The organism is Cylindrospermopsis curvispora GIHE-G1 (assembly GCF_014489415.1).
Lineage (GTDB): Bacteria > Cyanobacteriota > Cyanobacteriia > Cyanobacteriales > Nostocaceae > Raphidiopsis > Raphidiopsis curvispora_A.
Genome location: NZ_CP060822.1, coordinates 2342993 through 2364869 on the forward strand (window position 1 = coordinate 2342993; position 21877 = coordinate 2364869).

Consider the following 21877-nt stretch of genomic DNA (forward strand, 5'->3'; position numbering starts at 1 on the left):
TTAACCATGTTTTAACTATGGACAATTTTTGTACAAACCTAGAAGGTAATACCAGTACGCACACTACCTACCCATATTGCACCATTAGCACTGCTGTGATCTGGATTATCAATAACATAAATTGCAGGGGTAATGCTAACATTGTTATTGATGCGATGGGTGTAAAATGCCTCTAAATGTAGGGAAGTGCTATTGTCCTGACGATTTGCGATAGTATTACTAATAGCTTTTGGCGGTACGCCAATAACAAATCCCCCTATGTTCCCTTTTTTACCTAAATCTAGTAATGTGGTTGCTAAGGCACCATTAATAATAGTGGCATTATTTTTGTCACCACTTTCTTGATGTGCTTTTGTATAGCCAAACCATCCACTCAAAGCAAATCTGCTACTAGCTTTCCAGTTGAATTGGAAACCAAGGTTGTCAGCTGAAAAAGCAGGCTTATCACCAAAGGGACGAAAAGCATTAGCACTACCTGTACCACCAGTCAGGTTACGACCGCTGTCAGCAATATAGTATTTACGGACATAAGTCAGTCCAATATCTGCTTGGCGACTAGGAGATATTGTTAATTGCGCTAGTGACAGGAAACTACCAGTAAATAATCCCACGCCCGGGTTACTTGCATTAAGATTATCACCTATATATCCTGCATTTAACTGAATTTGATTGTTAAATTTATAACTTATTGCAGCTCCAGCTCCCTCAAAACCAGGTCTGTAAATAGTGGGGTTAAATGTGGCAAATCGAGAAGGAGCTCCATTGAATCCACCAACAGAAGGATTTAATGTAGGAGTGAAAACTGCTGGTTGCAATCCTACGGTTCCTACCCATACAGTGGTCTTTCCCCCTAAAGGAAAGCGATAGTGTAACTGGGCTAAGGACACTCCATCACCACCAGTAGTAACAGGTTCAAAGGTAAACCGGGTTGTGTGTGTTCCTGTACTACTATTCAAGTTAGGAATATTTCCATTAGCTACCAGTTGAGTAACTAATAAATCCTTACTGTTAAAACTGGTTTGCAGAGTTAATCTGGTGCGATGAGCAAAGAAAGTATTTGTTTCATCTTTAGGTAGAGGGGTGGTAGTATTGGCGCGCTTACCAAATGTGTCTCCAACCACTAATATGGCATCACCTACCAATTTAGTAGTTGTCGAGAAACTATTAGCTTCAACTTTAGCAGTGCGAGATTCTATCTTATCAACTCTACCTTTCAATATACTTAGTTCTGAGGCAAATTGCTTTTGTAGTTTGTCTAAGGTAGCTAAATCTTCTTGACTAACCGAGTTTGCTGTACTGGTAGCAATCAATTCTTCAATCCTGATCAATGTAGTATTTAAAGCGGATGCGAATTCATATCGTGTAAGAGTCCGATTACCTCTAAACGTACCGTCTGGATAACCACCAATCACATTATAGCGTTCGACTAAGGACTGTAAAGCCTGAAACACCCAATCTGTTGGCTGAACATCAGAAAACTGGGAAACAGAAGTAACCTGTGCCAGCTCATTATTCTGATTGCCCTGATTGGTTGAATTTTGCTGTGAAGGTGTGGTGGATAATAACTTATCGGTTTCAGATATTGTTATTGCTTTATCCCCATTTGAGGATATTTTCTCTTTTGCATGTATATCAGATACGTTTGATACTTCAGATGCATTAGCTGTTAGTGATAGAAGAAAGAATCCGTTAGATATTGCTGAGACAAATAGCCCGTAGTTCCACACGGCTTTAGGCATTGGTGACATGGTGCTTATAAATTATTACGGTAAATTACTAAAACTCTATCAAGATAAAGTAGTATGGTAAATGGTATTATAGAATTTTGAAAAAACAAGTATTGACTAATACTTTTTTCCAAAAAGTTAGCATATCGGAAAATTACTAGTTCAATAGGTGACAATTTCTTTCAAGGTATTCTCACTAAGGAGAGTGAGAGTATTTAATCCCCCATAAGCATAAAATTTTTTCAAATACAAATAGAATTGTTATGGCCAAGACTTTTTTTTAAAAAAAATTTGTGTATTGTAGGTAACGATTAAAGATAAGGAGCATGTGCCTTGAGCAATATAAACTTGCCACTCAAGAAGGTGACAACTGAAATTAGTGGAACAGTCTTCTCGTTACCCTACTATGTCGCTCGTGAAAAAGGTTATTTTACTGACTTAGGATTAGAAATAGAGTTTGTTAAACGCAATTATGGTGATCAGCCAGCTAACATCAGACTGATTGATAATCATCATGAAGTTAGCTCTTTTGGTGGTGTATCCCCGTTTGAACAAGGTCAAAGTAGTTTGTATCGAGCCTGCGAGTGGGGACAGGTACGTCGTACATACGATAGCTCTCGTGGTGGGCAAGTGATAGCTAAACGAGCTGCAGTAGCTAGTCAAGCTATAATTGTGCGTCCAGATTCACCCTATAATATCCCCCAGGATCTAGCTAATGTACCGGTGGGAGTTAATTTCCATCATGGCTCCCATTATATTGCCATTCAAACTCTGGAAGGATTTCTCCCCCCAGAAGAAATTAAGGTCTTACACATTGATGGACATGCCAAAAATAAACAATTTAATCGGTTTGTAGCCTTGCGTGATGGATTAGTTGATGCGGTTGCAGTGATGGAACCTTGGATCACTGTGGCGGAAAAATTGGGGTATAAAATTATTGCTGAGGCACATTATGTGGGTCTAGAAATCGCGAGTCCTGACCTAGATGTAGATAGTTTTGAAGCTATCAACAAGGCCATACGTCAAGCAGTTAAGGATTTGCAGGCTGATCCTATTCCTTACACGAAATATCTCATAGATGATGTATCTGAAGAAATTGTCAAACTGGAACCTTGGGATTTTCGGCGCAATCGCCTGCGTTATGTAGATCCATCACCATACTCTGAAGCTGACTTCCAACGCACCTACAATTGGATGGTTAAGTGGGGGCTTATACAGCCTAATGCTACTTTCCAACAGATCGTTGATAACCGGGTTCTTGTATCTAACTGATTTTACTTATTCCCTAAACATTGAACCTCCCCAATTCGGGAGATTCAATTCTTACTAGGAGAATATTTTTTTGAATAGAACCTATTAATTTAATTTCAATGTACATCTTTCCTAAAACGTATGAGAAACCGTAGAGACTTTTTAAAGTATTCTTTGTTAGGTACAACAGCAGCTGTAGCTAAAACTGCTTGGGATAGCACTATTTACCCTGCTGCTAGTCAAGAAAATAGAGGAACTATAAGTGTAAAATTGGGAGCGGTAAGCGGGATTAATTCTATCGATGTTTGGATTCCTGAAGATCTAGGTTATTTTGATGCTGCTGGACTGAATGCTCAAGTAATTACTTTCCAAAGTGGATCAAAAATGCGTGATGCCCTGATTGCAGGGGAAATAGACTTTGCAGCTCAAGCTCCTTTACATGTATATGTTTCTCGACTTAAGGGAATTCCCTTAAATGTTGTAGCTAACCGTCGTAATTTGGTTGACACTTCCTTGGTGGTAAGTTCGGATTTGCGTTCTCAAATTAAGAGCGTTAGTGACCTCAAAGGAAGAAGAGTTTCCGCCGGAGAGGTTGGGACTTGGAGCTGGGCAGTATTTATTACATACCTGCGTCAGAATGGTTTAAGTGATAAAGATGTTGAATATGTCCAAAGCGCAACCTCTTCTACATATACACTACTGAAAACCCGTCAAGTAGATGCGGCGATCGCAGGTGCACCGGATCTTCATAGACTACTTAAAGAGAAAACCGTTTTTCAACTCTTAAATGCCTTAGATCCAGATGTACATAAAAAGTATTTTGGTGCTAGGGAGGCAATGACCCGTGCTTGGTTAAGTCATGATCGTGTCACATCTCAAAAACCAGAATCTGTGAAACGGTTAGTTGCTGTTGTTAATCGAACATTTGCATATATGCATCGAACATCGCCCGAGGAAATATTGAAAGTGGTAGGTAAGCGTTTTGATTCTGCCAATTTGGATGCCATTCTCACTGGTCTTCGTACAGAACTTAAGCGTTCGGTTCCTAGAAATGCTTCCATTAGCCAAGCCGCATATCTTGCGGATCAGCAAGTATTTTTAAATACGGGGATTATTAAAAAAATAGTTCCCTATTCTCAAGGGGTATTCGATAACTTTGCAGGACGTAGGGCCTAGCTGTGTTTTGCAATCCCAACCATTCCCGTTCTTCCATCAAACAAACACAGTTTCTTTCATGAGTAGCAAAAATCAATGATCAAGACTCAGAACCTCAGCATCTCCTATTGGAGTAAAAATAGGCGTATTCCAGCACTACATGACATTAACTTAAGTGTGAATCCTGGTGAATTTATCAGTTTGATTGGTCCTAGTGGTTGCGGTAAAAGTACCTTACTTAATGTAATCGCAGGATTAATTGATCCTTCTACAGAGGTAACTGGCAGTTTTAAGACTAGCAATATTAAGCAAATTGGCTATCTGTTTCAGAAGCAAACTTTATTGCCTTGGCGTACAGTAATTAATAACGTTACTGCACCCTTAGAAATTAGAGGTTTGGCTCCAAACCAGGCCAGGAAAAAAGCTTTAACAATGCTGAAAAGATACGGACTGTCGGGGTTTGAAGATAGTTTTCCTGGTGAGTTATCAGGAGGAATGCAGCAGAGAGTTTTATTAATTCGCACCTTAATTTATGAACCAGATGTAGTACTCCTTGATGAGCCTTTAAGCAGTCTAGATGCTCAAACACGAGCATTATTACAAGATGAATTCTTGCAATTGTGGCGCGACACCGGTTGTACATTTATTTTAGTGACTCACGACCTAGATGAAGCAATTGCACTTTCCGAGCGTGTGTTTTTATTAAGTGCGCGTCCAGGTAAAATTGTTAGGGAATTTAAAATTGATTTACCCAGAGACCGGTCTGCAACTACCATTCGTACAGATTCAAGATTCAACAAAATTCAACGGGAGATTTGGTCTGAGTTAACTGCTGAAGTATTAAAACAACAAGGAATTGGACTTTTCAAAACATAGTTACATTTAAGATATGAAAACTTCTGACAATAAAAACATAATAATTGAACAAACTAATTTTACGTCCCAAAAAGACAGTAAACATAGTAATCCCAAATTTACTAAAATACAACTATGGTCAAAGCTAAGGCAAAAAATAGTACAGTTTGTACCCTTAGTTATAACTCTTGTATTATGGCAGGTTGGTACAGGAGTATTCAACACACCCCAGCTAATTGAGCCAGCACTAGTTGGTAAACCCAGTTTAATTATCAAAGAACTATGGGATTTATTAACCGCAGGCATTATATTTCAGCATGCCTTTGTTACTTTCCAAGAAGCGATAAGTGGATTAGCTTTAGCTATGATCGGTGGTATCAGTCTGGGAATTGCTTTGGCTTATTCACCCTCAGGAGCGAAAATTATTCTTCCTTACGTCCAGATATTTAATTCTTTACCTCGTATTGCTCTAGCTCCTTTCTTTATAGTGTGGTTTGGAATTGGCTTGCTCTCAAAAGTTCTCTTGGCAGCTCTAGCAGCTTTCTTTCCCATATTTTTTACAACCTATCAAGGGATTCAAACTATTGAGCCTGAGTTAATAGCCGCTTTTCAAGTTATGGGAGCAAATCGTTGGCAGATGCTACACATGGTTGTATTGCCCTCAGTTCTTAGTTGGGTGATTGCAGGAATTCGTACCAGTTTAGGTATGGCTTTAGTTGGGGCTTTAGTTGCTGAGTATATTGGATCAACTCATGGTCTAGGCTATATGTTAATGGCGGCCCAGGGAAATTTAAATGTTGATAAGTCCTGGGCAATATTGGTAGTTTTAGCATCCATTAGTGTTTTTCTTGATTGGGGAATACGTGTTCTGGAAAAATACATATTACGGTGGCAACCTAGCTCTGGAAAACTTTAGAATTTTGTGGTTTAGATCGAAAAAATTCAAAGGGATTCAAAAATTCTTGTTTTTTCAAAAACTTTGTGTTAAAAGTGGGATGTAGCCCAACAACTTGATAGAATTTCATAGAATTATAGTACATACTGTTCATACCGTTCAACATATCACATAAATATGGCTAATGCACACGAACTCCTAAATCAACGTTATGGAAATAGCAACCTCGATTTAAACCATCCTTGGAATGAAACCTTGTCCACCCTATTATCTCATCGATCAATTCGTGGATATTTAGGAAATACCTTACCACCAGGAACCTTAGAAATTTTAATTGCCGCAGCTCAATCAGCTTCTACATCTTCTAATCTCCAAACCTGGAGTGTTATAGCCGTAGAAGAAGCAGATCGTAAACAACAATTGTCTCAATTAGCCAACAATCAAACCCATATTAGTCAGTGTCCTTTATTTTTAGTTTGGTTAGCAGATTTAGCTAGATTAGCTCATATTGCTGACTCTCGCGGACTACCTCATCAAGGACTAGACTACCTAGAAATGTTCCTCATGGCCGCTCTGGATGCTGCATTAGCAGCCCAAAATGCCGTTATAGCAGCAGAATCTTTAGGATTAGGCACTGTCTATATCGGTGCCCTCAGAAATAAACCAGAAGAAGTAGCAAATTTATTGAATTTGCCCCCTCATGTTGTAGCCGTATTTGGTCTGTGTGTTGGCTATGCAGACCCAGCTGTAAATGTAGCTGTCAAACCACGTCTACCACAGTCCGTCGTATTACATCGGGAAACCTATCAACTGGAATCTCAAAACGAAGGAATTGATTTATACAACCAGGTAATGAAGGATTTTTACGATTCACAGCAGATGAATGTTCCTGGTGATTGGTCAGAACATTCCGCTAAAAGGGTTGCTCTACCCGACTCCTTGTCAGGTAGACAAAACTTACAAAAAATTCTGCAAAAACTCGGTTTTCAACTCTACTAAGTAGGGAGGCACAATTATTTGTAGGATGGGTCGAGTAACGAGACCCGTGGTGTTGGGTTTCATACTTCAACCCAACCTACGTTAATCTTATAGAGAACTCCGCTGACCCACTTAGTCCCACCTACATGAATAATCAATAACCAGCAGTTTTATCTACCACATTCCTTAAAGGTTCTCCTTGAATATATCGATTGAGATTATCAAGAAATAGAGCAAATGTTCTCTCTTGTGTTTTGGGAGAATTACCAGAATTATGAGGCGTAATTAACAAATTTGGTACTTTCCATAAAGGGCTCTCTGCTGGTAAAGGTTCAATGGTGACCGTGTCTAAAGCTGCTCCCACGATCCATTTATTCTCCAGCGCGTGAATAAGTGCTGGTTCATCAACAATTGCTCCCCTGGCAATATTGATTAAGTAGGAATGAGCAGGAAATAACCGCAGAACATCAAGATTAATCATTCCCTTAGTTTCGGGAGTTAATGGTGTGGCAATCACTATAAAATCTGCCTGGGGTAAAAGTTCTTGCCATTCATTAGCACCTACTACTTGATCAAAGTTTGCCAAAGGTCTGGGATAAAGAGAGCTGCCCAAAACTTTCATGCCAAACACTTTGGCACGTAGGGCAATTTCTTGACCAATTCCTCCCGCACCAATGATTAATAAGGTTTTTTCTGTCAACTCCTCAAGAGCTAAACCTCTTTGCCATTTTTGTTCACTATGTAGCTGGTAAAATTCGCCGAATTTTTTGGCATGGGCTAAAATATAGGTCAACACAAACTCAGCAATGGGAACACCATGAACCCCCGCTCCATTAGTTAAAATTAAGTCTCGTTCCAAATATTTAGAGGTCAACATATGATTCACACCCGCATTTGGAGCATGATGCCAACGTAGTAAGGGTGCAGCATCTAATACCCTATGTAGGGTTGTTGGTTTTAGATAGAACCAACTGAAGTAAACTTCCGCATCTGTTGTATCTCCATCTAAATTACCCTCATGGTCCACCCTAACTACTCTAAATTCATTCCCCTCGGGTAATTTTGGTTCAAGATCTTTGGCTATTTCCACTGGTAGAATCAATTTCACGGTAAATCATCCCTAAATATTTTTTAATAATTGATATGTACTATCCTCTTTAGCAGTGCTACTCAAGGACCGGCCCCAACCAATGTTTTTTCGATAACTACCTAAAAGAGCTGCTTCTTTTAAAGACTGCTCATCTATCTTACCCAGGGGTTCCACATCGGGTGCAACATATAAAGCATCTACTGGACAGTATAATTCGCACATGAAGCAGGTTTGACAGTCACTTTGTCTACCTATTTTCGGTATCCCTTCCTCTACTTTGTCAAACACATTGGTTGGACAAACTTTGACACAAATGTTACACTGTATACATGCGGATTCACTAATGAGTTCAATCATAGTCTATTTATTTAGGGGTTGTTTGTTGATAAATGTGTATAAACTTGAACATTTACTTGCTTACATTTAAGTGAAATTCCCCCGATTTACTGGGGGACTTCTGCTGACACTGAGTTAAACTGTTACTAGCTGCTTTGTGCTGGTTGGATTCATGGGTACACTTTTCACCCAAACCCGATCCAAACCTCCACTAACTAAATGGTGTTGTTGGTTAGTATCTAAGTCTGGATAGTCCTGGTGTTTGTGCATCCCTCGAGTTTCTTTCCTCTCCAAAGCACTGCTATACATCCATCTGGCAGTAGCCACCATGGATACCGCCTCTCTCACCCTTACAATGTTACTGTTATCTGCTATCTTACTACCCCGAATTTCATTCCACAGGGAATTTAGTCTCTCCAGTGACCCTATTAGTCCCTTTTCATTCCGGAAGTAGTTACGGTCGTATGGAAAAACCTCCGCTTGGGTGGCTTGGATAATTTCTTCACTATTGATTTGCTGACCACCACCAGATGTTAATCCAGCTCCACCGACAAAATCTACTTTTCTTTGATTGACTGATATCCCTGACTCCTGAGCATATTCAGCAGCAGATTTTCCCGCCCAATATCCTGAAGATAGGGCCCAAGCAGCATTATGACTACCGCCACCAGTAAAACCACCACAAATTAATTCCCGGGTTGCTGCATCACCAGCTGCATATAATCCTCCTACGGAAGTGGCACAGGTGTAATCAGTAATTCTGATGCCCCCCGTACCCCGCACGGTACCCTCCAAACGTAAGGTAACAGGGAATCTTTGGGTAAAGGGATCAATTCCTCCACGATCAAATGGTAGAAAGAAATTGGGCTGGGATAATCGCATGGTTGTTTGCATTTCTTCTGATGCTTTATCCAGGATGGCATAAACTGGTTGGGTTAATAGGGTTTGAGCAATTACCGAACGCCCTTTTTGAGAACCAGCACCAGGTATGGGTGTACCATCTTCGTAGGTGAAGGTTGCCCAGTTATAAAATAGGGTTTTAGTCACGGAGGAAAATGCAGGCGCGATCCCATAGGCGTTGGAAAACTCCATCCCGGACATTTCTGCACCTACTTCAGCGGCCATCAAATACCCGTCTCCCGTGAGCACGTTACAGCCTAGAGCTTTACTTAAAAACGCGCAACCCCCTGTAGCAATTACTACTGAATGAGATTGCACTACCCATTTTTCCCCGCTCTGACGGTTAATTCCTCCAGCTCCAGCAACACTTCCCTCTGAATCTACTAATAGCTGGAGAGCTGGACTGTGGTCTAAAATTTTCACCCCTGCTTGCTTAATTTTTCGTCTCATCAAGCGCATATATTCCGGACCTTGAAGACTGCGCCGATAGGGCCTACCCTCTTCATCCACGGGAAAAGGATATCCCCATTCCGCTAGTTGGTTGACGTTTGCATAAGTTTGCTCCAATACCCTGTGCATCCAGTCTCTCTGGGATAAAAACCCTCCTAGAGCTTCTCTAGAAGCCATTGCTGCTTCCCTACTCTCCGGTTCTGGTGGTACATACCACACGCCATTTCCCGATGCTGCTGCGCAACCACTAGTCCCACAATAGCCTTTATCCACTAAGACTACTTTAGCACCTGAATTGGCTGCACTCCAAGCTGCCCAAGCACCAGCTGGACCACCACCAATTACTAGTACGTCAGCAGTGAGTTTTGTGTTTGTTTCTCGATTCATGATTAATTGTCTCCTGTGGTTAAAGGGATTTTTTTGACCCGCACCATTAGGGTGCTGGATGAGGATAACGAACATTCACCGTATCTATTTCTTGCAAAATCTCTGGTTCTAATACTAGGTTCACGCTCTCTATATTCTCTTTTAACTGGGATAGGGTTGTCGCTCCAATAATTGTGCTTTTCACAAACCAACGACTCCTCACAAAGGCGATCGCTAGTTGAGCAGGATTCAGATTATACTTTTCAGCAATGCCTACGTAAGCAATTACTGCTTCGCTAACATTGGGTTTTAAATACCGCTGTCCAAAGCCTGGAAATAGGGATATACGCGTATTTGGTACTTCCTGATTTCCTATGTATTTACCAGTGAGAAAACCAAAGGCTAGGGGACTATAGGCCAATAACCCAACACCAGTATGTCGGGAAACTTCCGCCAAAGCAGAATCAAAGTTACGATTAAGTAAATTGTAGGCATTTTGTATAGAAACTACTTGCGGGAGTTTCAATTCTCTAGCAATGCGAACAAATTCGGTCACTCCCCAAGGAGTTTCGTTACTTAAACCAATGTAACGTATTTTACCTGCTTGAATAGCTTCAGCCAAAACTGCTAATTGTTCAGCAATGGGAACACTTTCCCTTTCTAAATCAGGATTATATACTGTTTGACCAAAGGTAGGAACGTACCGTTCTGGCCAGTGGATCTGATACAAATCTATGTAATCAGTTTGCAATCTTTTAAGACTTTGGTCAATAGCTTCTTCAATGTTCCGACGATCAACTCTATTATTCCCTCCCCGTAACCAGCTAAAAGGGCGACCTGGTCCAGCAATTTTTGTGGCTATAATCAGCTTATCCCGTTGTTGTTTCCTTAGCCACTCACCAATATAGGCTTCTGTTTTACCCTGAGTTTCACCACGAGGTGGTACGGGATACATTTCCGCAGTGTCTATAAAATTTATCCCTTGGGCAACAGCATAGTCAAGTTGCTCATGGGCTTGGGCAATGGTATTTTGATGACCATAGGTCATAGTTCCTAAACAAATATCAGAAACGTGAAGGTCGGTTTCTCCCAATTGATTGTATTTGACCATTTTGACTAATTATCCTGATTTAATTAACGCAAAGTAAAACGATTGAACGCACACCATTTAAATCAAAAACTGTAGATAGAAATTTATCTACATTAAGAAGCATTTAGACTTCTCAATGTCCCTAGAGTTACTGGCGTTCACAGTGCATTTGGAGAACTTTTACTCACAAATCCCCTAGAGAAATATTGATCAGCAATTAAGACAGAATACCAATCTGTTCAAATAATCAAGAACTACGATAAGTCTATATATTTGCCGTAGTTAGTACCCATGAAATAAAGGTATCACAGAAAGTTGGAATAGACAACAAGGAGTATTTAAACACCTGGGGTAGCACCACCATCAACTTGAATTTCAGTTCCGGTGATTGAAGAAGCTAGGTCAGAAACTAAAAATAATGCCAAAGCGGCAATTTCATCTGGTTGGACTATTTTTCCCAAAGGAATTCCCTCTACAGCTTGAAGATTATACTCTTCCACGCTAATTCCCAAACTTTGTGCATTTTGTTGTGCTAAAGTCTTAGCCCTTCTGGTGTCAGTTAAACCGGGAGAAATGGCATTAATTCTAATATTGTTTTGAGCCAGTTCTTTATTAAAAAACAACAACAATTTCCACAGGCTATTTAATAAATAGCTGCCAATACCTTATCCACTGCTGCTCTTAATGCAGTAGCAGCTCCGGCGCTCATATCTCGTGGCGCGCAAATACGATTATTTCAGCAGCAGGCACAAGAGTGGTAGGAACTAAATCGGTGTACCATTTTGGCTTATTACTTAAATCGATAAATTCTGTAACAAATGGTATTTCTTTTTCTTCCAAAGCCAACCACACCCTTTCACAAAAAGGACACCAAGAATTTGTGTCACGATAAACTAAAATCGGTGGTTTACTATCAGGTGGTAGTTTATCCCAACCACTGGAAATAGGTGCAGTTGAGGGATTTTGTCCAGGTCTTTTAGTTCGCCGTGCTGGAGTATGTACTCGAGCAGTTTCTAATAGTTGTTGCCAACTGGGTATTGTAATAGCAGACATTTTTACCTCGCTTTTTCTGGAATGCCAGAAAATACAAATAGGGTTTCTTCTTCTGGGATAGCTAGATTGTCATCAAGATATTGATGTATACCAACTCCCATATCACCTGTAGCAGTGAGCTGAAAATTAATTTCTTTGAATCCCAATTCACTGAAATATTTACGTACGGTTTCTGAGTGAGCAATGCCTTGAAAATGACTACGAGTCCATAGAACAAAACCACCCTTTTTACTAAGAAATCTAAGATTCTTTAATAGCCGATTTAGTTCAGTGTCATTGGCAAGATTACCAAACACTCCACATACAATTACAATGTCCGCTGGTACTGCATTTTTATAGTTTGCAGAGTTAGTTGCATCGTCATTAATGAACTCTATTTGCTTTGTTAATCCTAATGACTCTAAATTTTCACGCCCCTGATTAACTAGCAGAGGATTTATCTCGATTAGTCTAGCATGCACATCTTGTCGACGAAGATGTTTACTCAAAGTTCCTAACAAATCTCTACCATCACCAGCACAAACACTTATTATTTTAATTTCACCAGCTGGTGAATTGTCTAAGCTGTATGCAATGTAATTCCTCACTATTTCCAGTCGTTGTTGCAATCTGGGCTCGGTATTATAAAGGTTGTGCCATTCAAACCAGTCCTTGGGCATAAAAGATATTTCCCTTCACTCAACACTAGGTTTTGGTTTTTATTAGTTTGATCTTTAGATCAAATCTTCATCAGATCGCAGTATTTTAAAAGCAACTGGACAATAACACAAAAATCTTATCCAGATCAAGTATTGATAACTACAAAAACCATGTTACCTATAAATAAAAAAGTAAGTGGTCATACTAAAACCAGTAATGATGACAATTGTTTTGACAAAGCTAGGTTTTAACTTATAAGCGTAATGGGCAGATAAATAACCACCCAAGGAACCGCCGATAGCCATTAGTATAGTTTGATTCCAAGCAATGATACCTGCATACATAAATGGAAGGATGGCAATGCCATTAATACAACTACCGAGGAAGGCTTTAAAAGCATTCATGGAATGAATATTTTTAATACCTAGAAAACTTAAAGTTGCTAACATTAAAATCCCCAGACCTGCACCAAAAAAACCACCGTAAATGGAAATTGCTAGTTGGGCAATTACCAGGACCCACAAAGGCGCAGTTGGAGCATCTAAGGGTTTTTGACCTTGAATTTGTAACCATTTTTGCAATACATTATTAAAGGTGAAAACTAGTGTGGCTGATAGTAATAGATAAGGTAGTAGTTTTTTAAAAACACTGGGTGATGTATATAACAAAATTACAGATCCAATTACTCCTCCGATTAAACTAGTAAGACATAGAACTAAAAATTGTTTTCTTGGTATGTGTAGATTACGTCTATAGGCGCCTGCACTAGCCATAGAAGCAATCCATAGGGCAGTGTTGTTACTGGCATTAGCAGTGATTGGAGATATGCCAACAAATATGAGGGTGGGAAAGGTAATAAAACTACCACCTCCTGCTACAGCATTTAGCGAACCGGCAATAAAGGAAGTAGCAAACAAAAGGAAGTTATGAAAAAGATTGAAATTTTGTAGCATTGACTCGGTTAAATATTAGGAATTAGGACCCATAACACTGAAACACCATACTTTGCCATATTTTCAAGTCCTCTGGGGGTAAAAAATTTAGTTTTGGCAAAAATCCTGACATGAACACTTGTTTTTTCAACGGAAGTATGAAATAATCCAATAATACTGCAATTCGACTGATATACCGTATTTTAATCTAAATTACAACAGAAGAACCAAATGACCAATCTACAACTGTATTTTGCTAAAGGATCTACTTTTTCTCAACGAACTCGCGTTGTACTACTGGAAAAAGGAATCAACTTTACAGGAATTGAAATCGATTTACAGAATAAACCAGAAACCTTCACTCAAATTTCCGCTTATGGAAAAGTACCTGCTATTAAGCATGGAGAAATAGAAATTTATGAATCAGCTATTATCAATGAATATTTGGAAGAGGTATTCCCCGAACCAGCTCTCTTACCAAAAGATCTAGGTGCAAAAGCTGTAGCAAGAATTTGGATTGATTACGCTAATACCAGACTTGTACCAGCTTTTAATAAGTTATTACGAGGTAAAGACAGTCAAGAACAAGAACAGGGGCGTAAAGAATTTTTAGAATCCCTATTGTACATTGAGCAAAAAGGATTGGGTAAATTATCAAACGGACCTTACTGGTTGGGAGAAAACTTGAGCTTAGTAGATATCAGCTTTTATCCTTGGTTTGAAAGATTACCAGTTTTAGAAAGATTTCGTAATTTTTACCTTCCAGAAGAAACTCCTGGCCTTAGGGAATGGTGGGAAAACCTGCGTCGTCGGGAATCCATTCAACAGGTTGCTAACCCTACAGATTTTTACCTAAATAGATTTGCTCACATATTAGGGCTAACAACTGCATTGAAATGAGAACCGTATTGGAAGATAAGCGATCGCTAATTCAGAAATTTGTGCTGTCATTTATATTAACCATTTGGTTATGGGTTGGTGGACTAGAGATTGGTTCATCTACCGCTAACATCAATGTATGTCCTGAAGAGATGGTACTAATTAGGGGAGGTCGTTTTGAAATGGGAGCGGACAATTCTGATGTTGTGAAAGAGATATCACAAGAAAATCGCCGAAAGGCACGGAAGCCACTTGGCTTTAGACAGGAAGTGCCAACGGCGAATTTATTCGCCTTGATATTTAACCGTGATGCGGACTTCAATATACCTTTTAATAACATCTGCTGAAACCTGTCCAGCAGTGGAATAAAAATAACTATTAGTCCATAGGCTAGGAAGTTTAAGTAATTCAGGAAATTTTCGTCTTAACAAGCAAGATGACCGTCCTTTAAAAGCTTTAACCACTTGATTTATAGCAACATCTGGTTGATGTTCTACAAATAAATGAACATGGAGCAACCTCAAGAGCGAGGATATCCCAGTCTTTTTCTTTGGCTAGTTCGTAAATTATCTGTCGAAGGCGTTTAGGTATCCATACAAGATGCACTACTGCATTACCTTTTGAGTGATTTCCTATTCTGTATTCCAGTGTTGTCTTCATATTGTTTTGTGGCTGCTATTGACAAGTAAATCATATCTCAACTATACTTTTGAAATCAACAAACATTGAAGGTCGAACAATGTACGGATGCCAACAAGTTCTTATCAAGTCCGATAAATCAATAACAGCCATATTGGAGTACGTCTGCACAGAAGCTAAAAAGCTGACAAATTGTGGCGTTTACTATTCTAGGCAGATGTACTTTAAAACTGGTTATATTCCTAGTAGAGCAGATTTGCATAAACAACTAGGAACTTATCAGAAAAACGTTCATTATCAGGCATTGTATTCTGATACTTCTCAACAAATACTAACTAGTGTAATAGTATTGATTTGGGGTCTAAAAACAATCAGAAGTTTGTCCAAATTCCCACAGCAAGATTAAAAGACCGTATTGCTCAATTATGTAAACAATACGGAATAGATTTTATTGAAACAGAAGAATCATACACTTCTCAATCATCGTTTTTTGATTGCGACAATATACCTAAATTCGGTGAAAAACCCGAAGGGTGGAAAGCAAGCGGGAAACGAGTTAGTCGTGGAGTATATGAAACTTCTGATGGGTTCAAAATTAATGCGGACTGTAATGGTGCTGCTAATATTTTGAAAAAAGTAGCGGTGATGCTAGGAATTGATCTTAGCGGAATCAGTAGAGGCTGTTTAAGCCAGCCTCAGAAAGTTCGTTTATGGACTCTTCAGAAATCTCCGTGTCTTTAGACCGGAGAAGCTTAATTTGGTGGTACCCGTAATCCCCTAGTAATTACCTGGGGCGATAAAATTAAACAACCCGGAATTCGCCCTCAATTTCATCATGTAATTGATATTGTACCCACCATTTTAGAAGTAGCTAAAGTCACTGTGCCTAGTCAAGTTAACGGTGTTGAACAGCAAAAACTTGACGGTACTAGTCTGGTTTATACATTTGATAACCCTCAAGCATCTTCTCAAAGGCAAACTCAGTACTTTGAAATTTTAGGGAATCGAGCTATTTATGATCATGGTTGGATAGCTGCTGCTCGTCATCCAAGATTGCCCTGGCAAGGTACAGTTAATGCTGATTTTGAACAAGATCTATGGCAACTATATAACATTGAAAAAGATTTCAGCGAAGCCAATAACTTAGCAAATGCACATCCAGAGCGACTGGAGAAACTGCAAAAACTATTTTTATCGGAAGCTAAGAAAAACAATGTTTTACCCCTAGATGACCGAATTTTCGAGCGATTTGACGTTCAAGCTCGTCCTTCCCTGGCTACAGGACGTACAACGTTTAATTACTACACTAGTTTGAGTATTCCTGAAGGTAGCGCTCCTAGCATTAAAAATAGATCTTTTAGTATTAAAGCTGATGTAAATATTACTGACAATAATCTGGAAGGTGTTTTATTAACCCAGGGTGGACGTTTTGCTGGATGGGGATTTTTCTTAATAGATGGTAAACCAACATACATATATAACTTAGTCAATATGGAGCATTATATTATTCAATCTCCTACTAGGTTACCACTGGGTAAATCTACCCTGCGATTTGATTTTGACTATGATGGTGGTGTGGGTGCTGGTGGAACTGGGAAAATCTTTGTCAATGATAAACAAGTAGCAATTGGTCTCATTGCCAAAACTGTCCCTTATCGTATCGCTCTGGATGAAACTTTTGATGTGGGATATGATACGGGAACCCCAATTGTTGATACCTATGAAATTCCTTTTACATTCACAGGTGACCTGCAAAAAATTACTTTGAACTTGAGATAAGTAGGAAGGATTATTTGTATGATGGGTCGAGTAACGAGACCCGTGGCGTTGGGTTCCATACTTCAACCCAACCTACGTTCATCTTATATTTAATTCCACCCACCTACTTAGATACAAATCCAGGTCTGGAAAAAATCATTGGCACTAAAGCCAGTGGATTTGGCAGAATCAGCTAAGGCTTGACAAACCTACACAAATTTTAACTTATGTCTGAAATTCTTCCCTTACCCTTGTCCTTATTGGACAAGACCGCCTTCTTGGCATTTGTAGTTGGTACGATGTTTGGTACTGGTTTGCAGCTAAGTTTGGCGGAAATTTGGCAACCCCTAATTAATATTCGCCTGGTCACATTTGGACTAATTGCGAATTTTGTACTCGTTCCAGGTTTTATTTATTTGTTTTTAAACATAGTACCTGTTACTGAACCTACAAGAGATGGTTTTATGATTATGGCCTTGGCTTCTGGACCCCCAGCTTTACCCAAACTTGCTCAAATAGTCAAGGGAAATTTGGCTTTTGCTACGGGCCTAATGATGATGTTGATGTTGGGGACGGTATTTTATTTGCCACTCACATTACCTTTGGTGCTAGAAGGTACCCAAGTCAGCTCCTGGGATATTGCTCAACCTTTAATATTCATGATGGTTATGCCCCTGGCTTTGGGATTACTAATCAAGGCTAAGTATCAATATGTAATAGAAAATTTACAACCAATTGTTTTTAAAATATCTAATTTAGGTTTGTTTTTGGGTTTAGCAATAAGACTGATAATCCATGTCAGCGACATCATTATGCTATTGAAAACGGGTGTTTTCCTTGTTTGTGCTGTTTTTATTGTTTTTTCTTTTAGTGTTGGCTATTTATTGGGGGGTCCAAATGTTCAAACACAAAGAGTTTTGGGGGTGGGGACAGCTCAACGTAATTTTGCAGCAGCATTATTAATCGGTACAAGTAATTTCTCAGACCCCAATGTAGTCAGCATTATTATGGTTACTAGTTTACTTATGATGCTTTCTGTCCTAGTCCTAGGTAAAATTCTCCCTGCATTAGAATCAACCCAATTAACAGCAAAAGAAACTACAGAAGCACGGCAAATAGAAGATGTTTTGTAACTTTGAACTGCCAGTTCTAGTGGTTGTAAACAGATTTTTGTATTGGTAAATACGTTTTTTTCACATTTTTATCACTCCGGTATAATCCCCAGTAGTTAAGGCGGATTTCTGGTAAAAAATATATTTTTTCTGACAAAAAATACTTGCATTTTGATTTTATTTATGGCATGATAATGCAATCTACTATAAATCAATAGATTTAATGTAGTTAACTCTCGGACGGCAAATTTGATGTAGACCAAGCATACGGGTACTGCGCCTTTATGCTTGTTAACTCATCTATTACTTATCTGTACCAATACAGAAATATTGGCAGCATTATTTTCAGCTTATTCTTAAACACTTTGCTGCAAGGTAAAATTTTACTCTTTGTAGCAAGTTTTAAACTGATGTAGCTAGAAAAATAAAATCATTCAGATTGAAATTCTTAACTTAAGAGGTTAGAGAGATGGTTTATCAGGTTAAAGGAATGAAATTAAAGCTAGAGAGGTTAAGTAAGTCCTTTGGGACAAAAGCAGTTTTAGAGAATTTAGATTTAGAGGTTCGTCCAGGGGAGTTTGTGGCCATTGTTGGTCGCAGTGGCTGTGGTAAAAGTACAATGTTACGCTTAGTTGCTGGATTGGAAGAGCCAACTCAGGGTGCAGTGTTACTAAATGATATAGTTACACATCAGCGTATTAATCCAGCTATTCGGATGATGTTTCAAGATGCTAGATTGTTGCCCTGGCAAAGAGTGTTAGCAAATGTTGAGTTGGGTTTACTAGGTTCTAGCTCTAAAGTCTATGCTAAACAAACTGCACTGCAAATATTACGTCAAGTGGGATTAGAAGACAGGTCTCATGAGTGGCCATCAGTTTTGTCGGGTGGACAGAGACAAAGAGTAGCTTTAGCCAGAGCTTTAGCCAGTAGACCTTCTTTGTTATTACTAGACGAGCCTTTGGGTGCACTGGATGCTTTAACGAGAATCGAGATGCAGCAATTAATAGAAAGATTATGGCAAGAACAGGGATTCACAGCACTATTAATTACTCATGATGTAGAAGAAGCAGTAGTATTAGCAGACCGTGTAGTTTTAATAGAAAATGGGAAGATTGCACTAGATGTAGAAATTGCCTTGTCCCGACCAAGAGCTAGGGGAAATGCAGAATTTGCCAAAACAGTAGAGAAGATTTTAAACCGGGTTATGGGAGAATCCGAGACTCAACCGAGAGAGTTTGACTATGCTCTTAGTAAGGTTGCCAATGCACAGCGGGATTATAGTTTTAGCCAGAACATCTAATGGTGGATAGGTGGCACGGAAATGTGATCTTTACCATTTTCTCTCTCTGCGATAATTAGCTTTCCTCGCATCTGTGGAGTGAGGTTTTTCTTGCTCCAGGTTTACAGATATTACATGGGTAACTCAATAATTATGAAAAACTGGCAACTTCAACCTCAAATATCCAAAAATGGCAACAAGATGCGTCGTTCTGCCCTATTTGCTATTGGATATGGTTTAGTGTTATCTATTGCATTATTTGGTTGTAATGCAAATTCAAATAATGTATCAAATAAGGGGGATAATACCGCCACCCAATCTAGCAGTAATTCCACCAACAAGAAACTATTTAGGGTGGTTCGTTCCAAACAACTTACGGCTTTAGCAGTACTAGAAAAACAACGTACACTAGAGGACAAATTGGAACCCTTAGGATATAAGGTAGAATGGCCGGAATTTTTAGCTGGACCTCAGCAGTTGGAGGCTTTGAATGCGGGTGGGTTGGATATAGCAGCTACTGCTGAATCCCCTCCAGTTTTTTCTCAATCAGCTGGCGTCCCACTAGTTTACTTAGCAGCCAATTCTTCAGATGGTGCATCCATTTCTTTGTTGGTGCCAACTAACTCTTCGGCGAAAAATTTTAAAGACTTGAAAGGTAAAAAAATAGCTTTTCAAAAAGCTTCAATTGGACATTATCTTACCTTGAGGGCCGCAGAGAAAGAGGGTTTAAAATTAAGCGATGTTGAGTCAGTATTTCTACCTCCTCCTGATGCTAATGCTGCTTTCAGTCAAGGTAAGGTTGATGGTTGGTTTGTTTGGGAGCCTTTTGCAACTAGAAATGTGCAAAAAAAAGTCGGTCGTGTTTTATTAGATGGCAGCAATGGTTTGAGGGATACTAACAATTTTTACTCAACCAACCGCAAATTCTATCAGGAAAATCGAGAAGCAATTAAAATATTTTTGGAGGAATTGCAGAAAGCACAAATTTGGTCTAAGAATCACCCCAAAGAAATTGCCCAATTATTGGCTGATGTGACTCAGCTTGATCCACCAACCTTAGAGAAAATGCACGATAAATACGATTTTTCCCTGGTACCTATTACCGAAGCGGTAATTGATAAGCAACAACAAGTTGCTGATAAGTGGTTCTCCTTGGGATTAATTCCTAAAAAAGTTAATGTTAGGGATGGATTTTTAACTCCCGAACAGTACGCGGAAATCACTCCCAAAGAGGTACTAAGTGCTAAATAGTCTGAGTTATGAAATCCGTCTGAGAAGACTATTAGAACACCATATTTATTAAACAGGAGTAAGTCAATGAACTTTAATTTCCAATTACCTCGCCGCAGTTTGATTCAGAAATTGGCTAAATATTCAGCTCTAGCTGTGTTGGTTTCCACCGTTCCTATTACAGCAAGTGTGGTGCAGGCTGAAAATCCTCGTCCTGGAAACAAGGTTGATATTAAGGCTAAGGTGGTGAGAATGGCTTACCAAACTTCTGGAGATATTGTCAAAATTAAAGGAGTTGTGGATAAACGTCTGGAATCTTTGGGTGTGAAAGTTGAATGGTCTCCATTTCCCGCTGGTCCTCAACTTATGGAAGCCATGAACGCCAACAGGGTTGATATTGGAAGTGTGGGGGAAACTCCACCCATTTTTGCCCAAGCTGCAGGAGCCCAGCTCACTTACGTTGCTGCACGTAAACCTACTAGGGGTGAAGGTAGCGCAATTGTGGTGCAAAAAGACTCTCCAATTAAAACACTTAAAGATTTAAAAGGAAAAAAGGTTGTTTTTCAAAAAGGTTCAGCAGCCCACTACTTACTGTTAAGGGCTTTGGGTGAAGCTGGACTGAAATATAGTGATATTCAAGCGGTAAGTTTGACCCCAGCAGAAGCTCGAGATGCTTTTATCCAGAAAAAAATTGATGCTTGGGTTGCTTGGGATCCTTTCATTGCTTTTGTTCAAAAAAATGCCGGTGCTCGGGTACTGAGAAATGCTGGTGGTATTGCTACCCAAGGTGGATTCTACATGACCAGACGTGATTTTGCTAGGGAAAATCCCCAATTGGTCAAAATCATTTTAGAAGAAATAGATAAGTTGGGTGAATGGGCTGAGTCTAACCGCAATGAAGTGGTACAAATTTTAGCACCTGAGTTGAAAATTGATCCCGGAATTTTAAATGTAGTGGTAGCTCGTCGTAGCTTCCGGTTGCAAAAAATTACACCCCCGGTAATTGCTGAACAGCAACGCATTGCTGATTTATTTTATAAAGAAGGAATTATACCCAACAAAATTACAGTACAGGAGTCGTTCTTAAATCCTAAGCAATACGCAACAATTACCCCTACAAGGATTCGCAGTAGATAAGCAGTAGGTAATTAAAATCGATTCCCAACCACTATCAGGTGGGGTTGGGAATCGATGGGAATCAAATTAGATATCTCCGTACTTCTCCTACGGATTAACCTCACACTCACATTAAAAACCCCTAAA

21 protein-coding genes and 2 pseudogenes are annotated in these 21877 nt (G+C 39.4%); 13 read left to right on the plus strand and 10 right to left on the minus strand.

All coding sequences use genetic code 11. The features are described from left to right. Nucleotides 1-38 precede the first annotated feature (38 nt). A complete protein-coding gene (locus IAR63_RS10415) occupies nt 39-1748 on the minus strand; it encodes an iron uptake porin (protein ID WP_231922578.1) in 1710 nt (569 codons plus the stop codon). A 342-nt stretch (nt 1749-2090) separates the two neighbouring features. Between IAR63_RS10415 and IAR63_RS10420 the strand changes: the two genes are divergently transcribed. The 5 genes from IAR63_RS10420 (at nt 2091) to IAR63_RS10440 (ending at nt 6882) form a co-directional block, all read left to right on the plus strand. After that, nucleotides 2091-2999, plus strand: a complete 909-nt coding sequence (locus tag IAR63_RS10420; RefSeq protein ID WP_235678234.1) for an ABC transporter substrate-binding protein — start codon at nt 2091-2093, stop codon at nt 2997-2999. A gap of 120 nt (nt 3000-3119) precedes the next feature. After that, complete coding sequence (locus tag IAR63_RS10425) at nt 3120-4154, plus strand: ABC transporter substrate-binding protein (RefSeq protein WP_006278084.1); 1035 nt, start codon at nt 3120-3122, stop codon at nt 4152-4154. A 75-nt stretch (nt 4155-4229) separates the two neighbouring features. Continuing rightward, on the plus strand, nt 4230-5009 hold the full coding sequence (locus tag IAR63_RS10430; RefSeq protein WP_096547230.1) for an ABC transporter ATP-binding protein: 780 nt from the start codon (nt 4230-4232) through the stop codon (nt 5007-5009). Nucleotides 5010-5022: 13 nt separating this feature from the next. Next, nucleotides 5023-5904, plus strand: a complete 882-nt coding sequence (locus tag IAR63_RS10435) for an ABC transporter permease (RefSeq protein WP_187705230.1) — start codon at nt 5023-5025, stop codon at nt 5902-5904. 156 nt (nt 5905-6060) lie between these two features. Further along, nucleotides 6061-6882 (plus strand): NADPH-dependent oxidoreductase, encoded by an 822-nt coding sequence (locus IAR63_RS10440; protein WP_096547234.1) that lies wholly within the window; start codon nt 6061-6063, stop codon nt 6880-6882. A gap of 133 nt (nt 6883-7015) precedes the next feature. On the opposite strand, the gene IAR63_RS10445 is transcribed toward IAR63_RS10440, so the two are convergent. The 8 genes and pseudogenes from IAR63_RS10445 to IAR63_RS10480 form a co-directional block, all read right to left on the minus strand. Beyond that, nucleotides 7016-7969, minus strand: a complete 954-nt coding sequence (locus IAR63_RS10445) for a D-2-hydroxyacid dehydrogenase (protein WP_187705231.1) — start codon at nt 7967-7969, stop codon at nt 7016-7018. Nucleotides 7970-7981: 12 nt separating this feature from the next. Beyond that, nucleotides 7982-8308 carry a 4Fe-4S dicluster domain-containing protein gene (locus IAR63_RS10450; RefSeq protein WP_006278089.1) on the minus strand — a complete coding sequence of 109 codons (327 nt, stop codon included), beginning with the start codon at nt 8306-8308 and terminating at the stop codon, nt 7982-7984. Between the two features lie 114 nt (nt 8309-8422). After that, entirely contained in the window at nt 8423-10024 is a 1602-nt protein-coding gene (locus IAR63_RS10455) for an FAD-dependent oxidoreductase (RefSeq protein WP_187705232.1), read from the minus strand. 46 nt (nt 10025-10070) lie between these two features. Continuing rightward, the gene (locus IAR63_RS10460; protein WP_187705233.1) at nt 10071-11114 is read right to left on the minus strand and encodes an NADP(H)-dependent aldo-keto reductase; all 1044 of its coding nucleotides are present in this window, start codon (nt 11112-11114) and stop codon (nt 10071-10073) included. Nucleotides 11115-11431: 317 nt separating this feature from the next. Beyond that, a complete protein-coding gene (locus IAR63_RS10465; protein ID WP_235678235.1) occupies nt 11432-11716 on the minus strand; it encodes an SDR family oxidoreductase in 285 nt (94 codons plus the stop codon). A 109-nt stretch (nt 11717-11825) separates the two neighbouring features. Beyond that, nucleotides 11826-12146, minus strand: a pseudogene (locus tag IAR63_RS10470) (glutathione S-transferase N-terminal domain-containing protein); the annotation flags it as partial. Nucleotides 12147-12148: 2 nt separating this feature from the next. Then, a complete protein-coding gene (locus IAR63_RS10475) occupies nt 12149-12805 on the minus strand; it encodes a class I SAM-dependent methyltransferase family protein (RefSeq protein ID WP_187705234.1) in 657 nt (218 codons plus the stop codon). 153 nt (nt 12806-12958) lie between these two features. After that, on the minus strand, nt 12959-13738 hold the full coding sequence (locus IAR63_RS10480; protein ID WP_096547247.1) for a sulfite exporter TauE/SafE family protein: 780 nt from the start codon (nt 13736-13738) through the stop codon (nt 12959-12961). A gap of 210 nt (nt 13739-13948) precedes the next feature. On the opposite strand from IAR63_RS10480, the gene IAR63_RS10485 reads away from it, so the two are divergent. Continuing rightward, a complete protein-coding gene (locus IAR63_RS10485; RefSeq protein ID WP_187705235.1) occupies nt 13949-14617 on the plus strand; it encodes a glutathione S-transferase family protein in 669 nt (222 codons plus the stop codon). A 279-nt stretch (nt 14618-14896) separates the two neighbouring features. On the opposite strand, the pseudogene tnpA reads toward IAR63_RS10485, so the two are convergent. Next, nucleotides 14897-15256, minus strand: a pseudogene (gene tnpA / locus IAR63_RS10495) (IS200/IS605 family transposase). 196 nt (nt 15257-15452) lie between these two features. On the opposite strand from tnpA, the gene IAR63_RS18435 reads away from it, so the two are divergent. From IAR63_RS18435 to IAR63_RS10525, 7 genes are all read left to right on the plus strand, one after another. Further along, the gene (locus tag IAR63_RS18435) at nt 15453-15641 is read left to right on the plus strand and encodes a hypothetical protein (protein ID WP_235678236.1); all 189 of its coding nucleotides are present in this window, start codon (nt 15453-15455) and stop codon (nt 15639-15641) included. Beyond that, the gene (locus IAR63_RS18440) at nt 15590-15976 is read left to right on the plus strand and encodes a transposase (protein ID WP_235678237.1); all 387 of its coding nucleotides are present in this window, start codon (nt 15590-15592) and stop codon (nt 15974-15976) included. Before IAR63_RS18435 ends, IAR63_RS18440 begins: the two co-directional genes overlap by 52 nt. A 75-nt stretch (nt 15977-16051) precedes the next feature. After that, complete coding sequence (locus tag IAR63_RS10505; protein ID WP_328701255.1) at nt 16052-17014, plus strand: alkaline phosphatase family protein; 963 nt, start codon at nt 16052-16054, stop codon at nt 17012-17014. A 206-nt stretch (nt 17015-17220) separates the two neighbouring features. Beyond that, the gene (locus IAR63_RS10510) at nt 17221-18126 is read left to right on the plus strand and encodes a bile acid:sodium symporter family protein (protein WP_096547255.1); all 906 of its coding nucleotides are present in this window, start codon (nt 17221-17223) and stop codon (nt 18124-18126) included. A gap of 448 nt (nt 18127-18574) precedes the next feature. Then, complete coding sequence (locus IAR63_RS10515) at nt 18575-19405, plus strand: ATP-binding cassette domain-containing protein (RefSeq protein ID WP_187705237.1); 831 nt, start codon at nt 18575-18577, stop codon at nt 19403-19405. A gap of 132 nt (nt 19406-19537) precedes the next feature. Then, nucleotides 19538-20635 (plus strand): aliphatic sulfonate ABC transporter substrate-binding protein, encoded by a 1098-nt coding sequence (locus tag IAR63_RS10520; protein WP_187705238.1) that lies wholly within the window; start codon nt 19538-19540, stop codon nt 20633-20635. A gap of 66 nt (nt 20636-20701) precedes the next feature. Then, complete coding sequence (locus tag IAR63_RS10525) at nt 20702-21751, plus strand: sulfonate ABC transporter substrate-binding protein (protein ID WP_187705239.1); 1050 nt, start codon at nt 20702-20704, stop codon at nt 21749-21751. Nucleotides 21752-21877 lie beyond the last annotated feature (126 nt).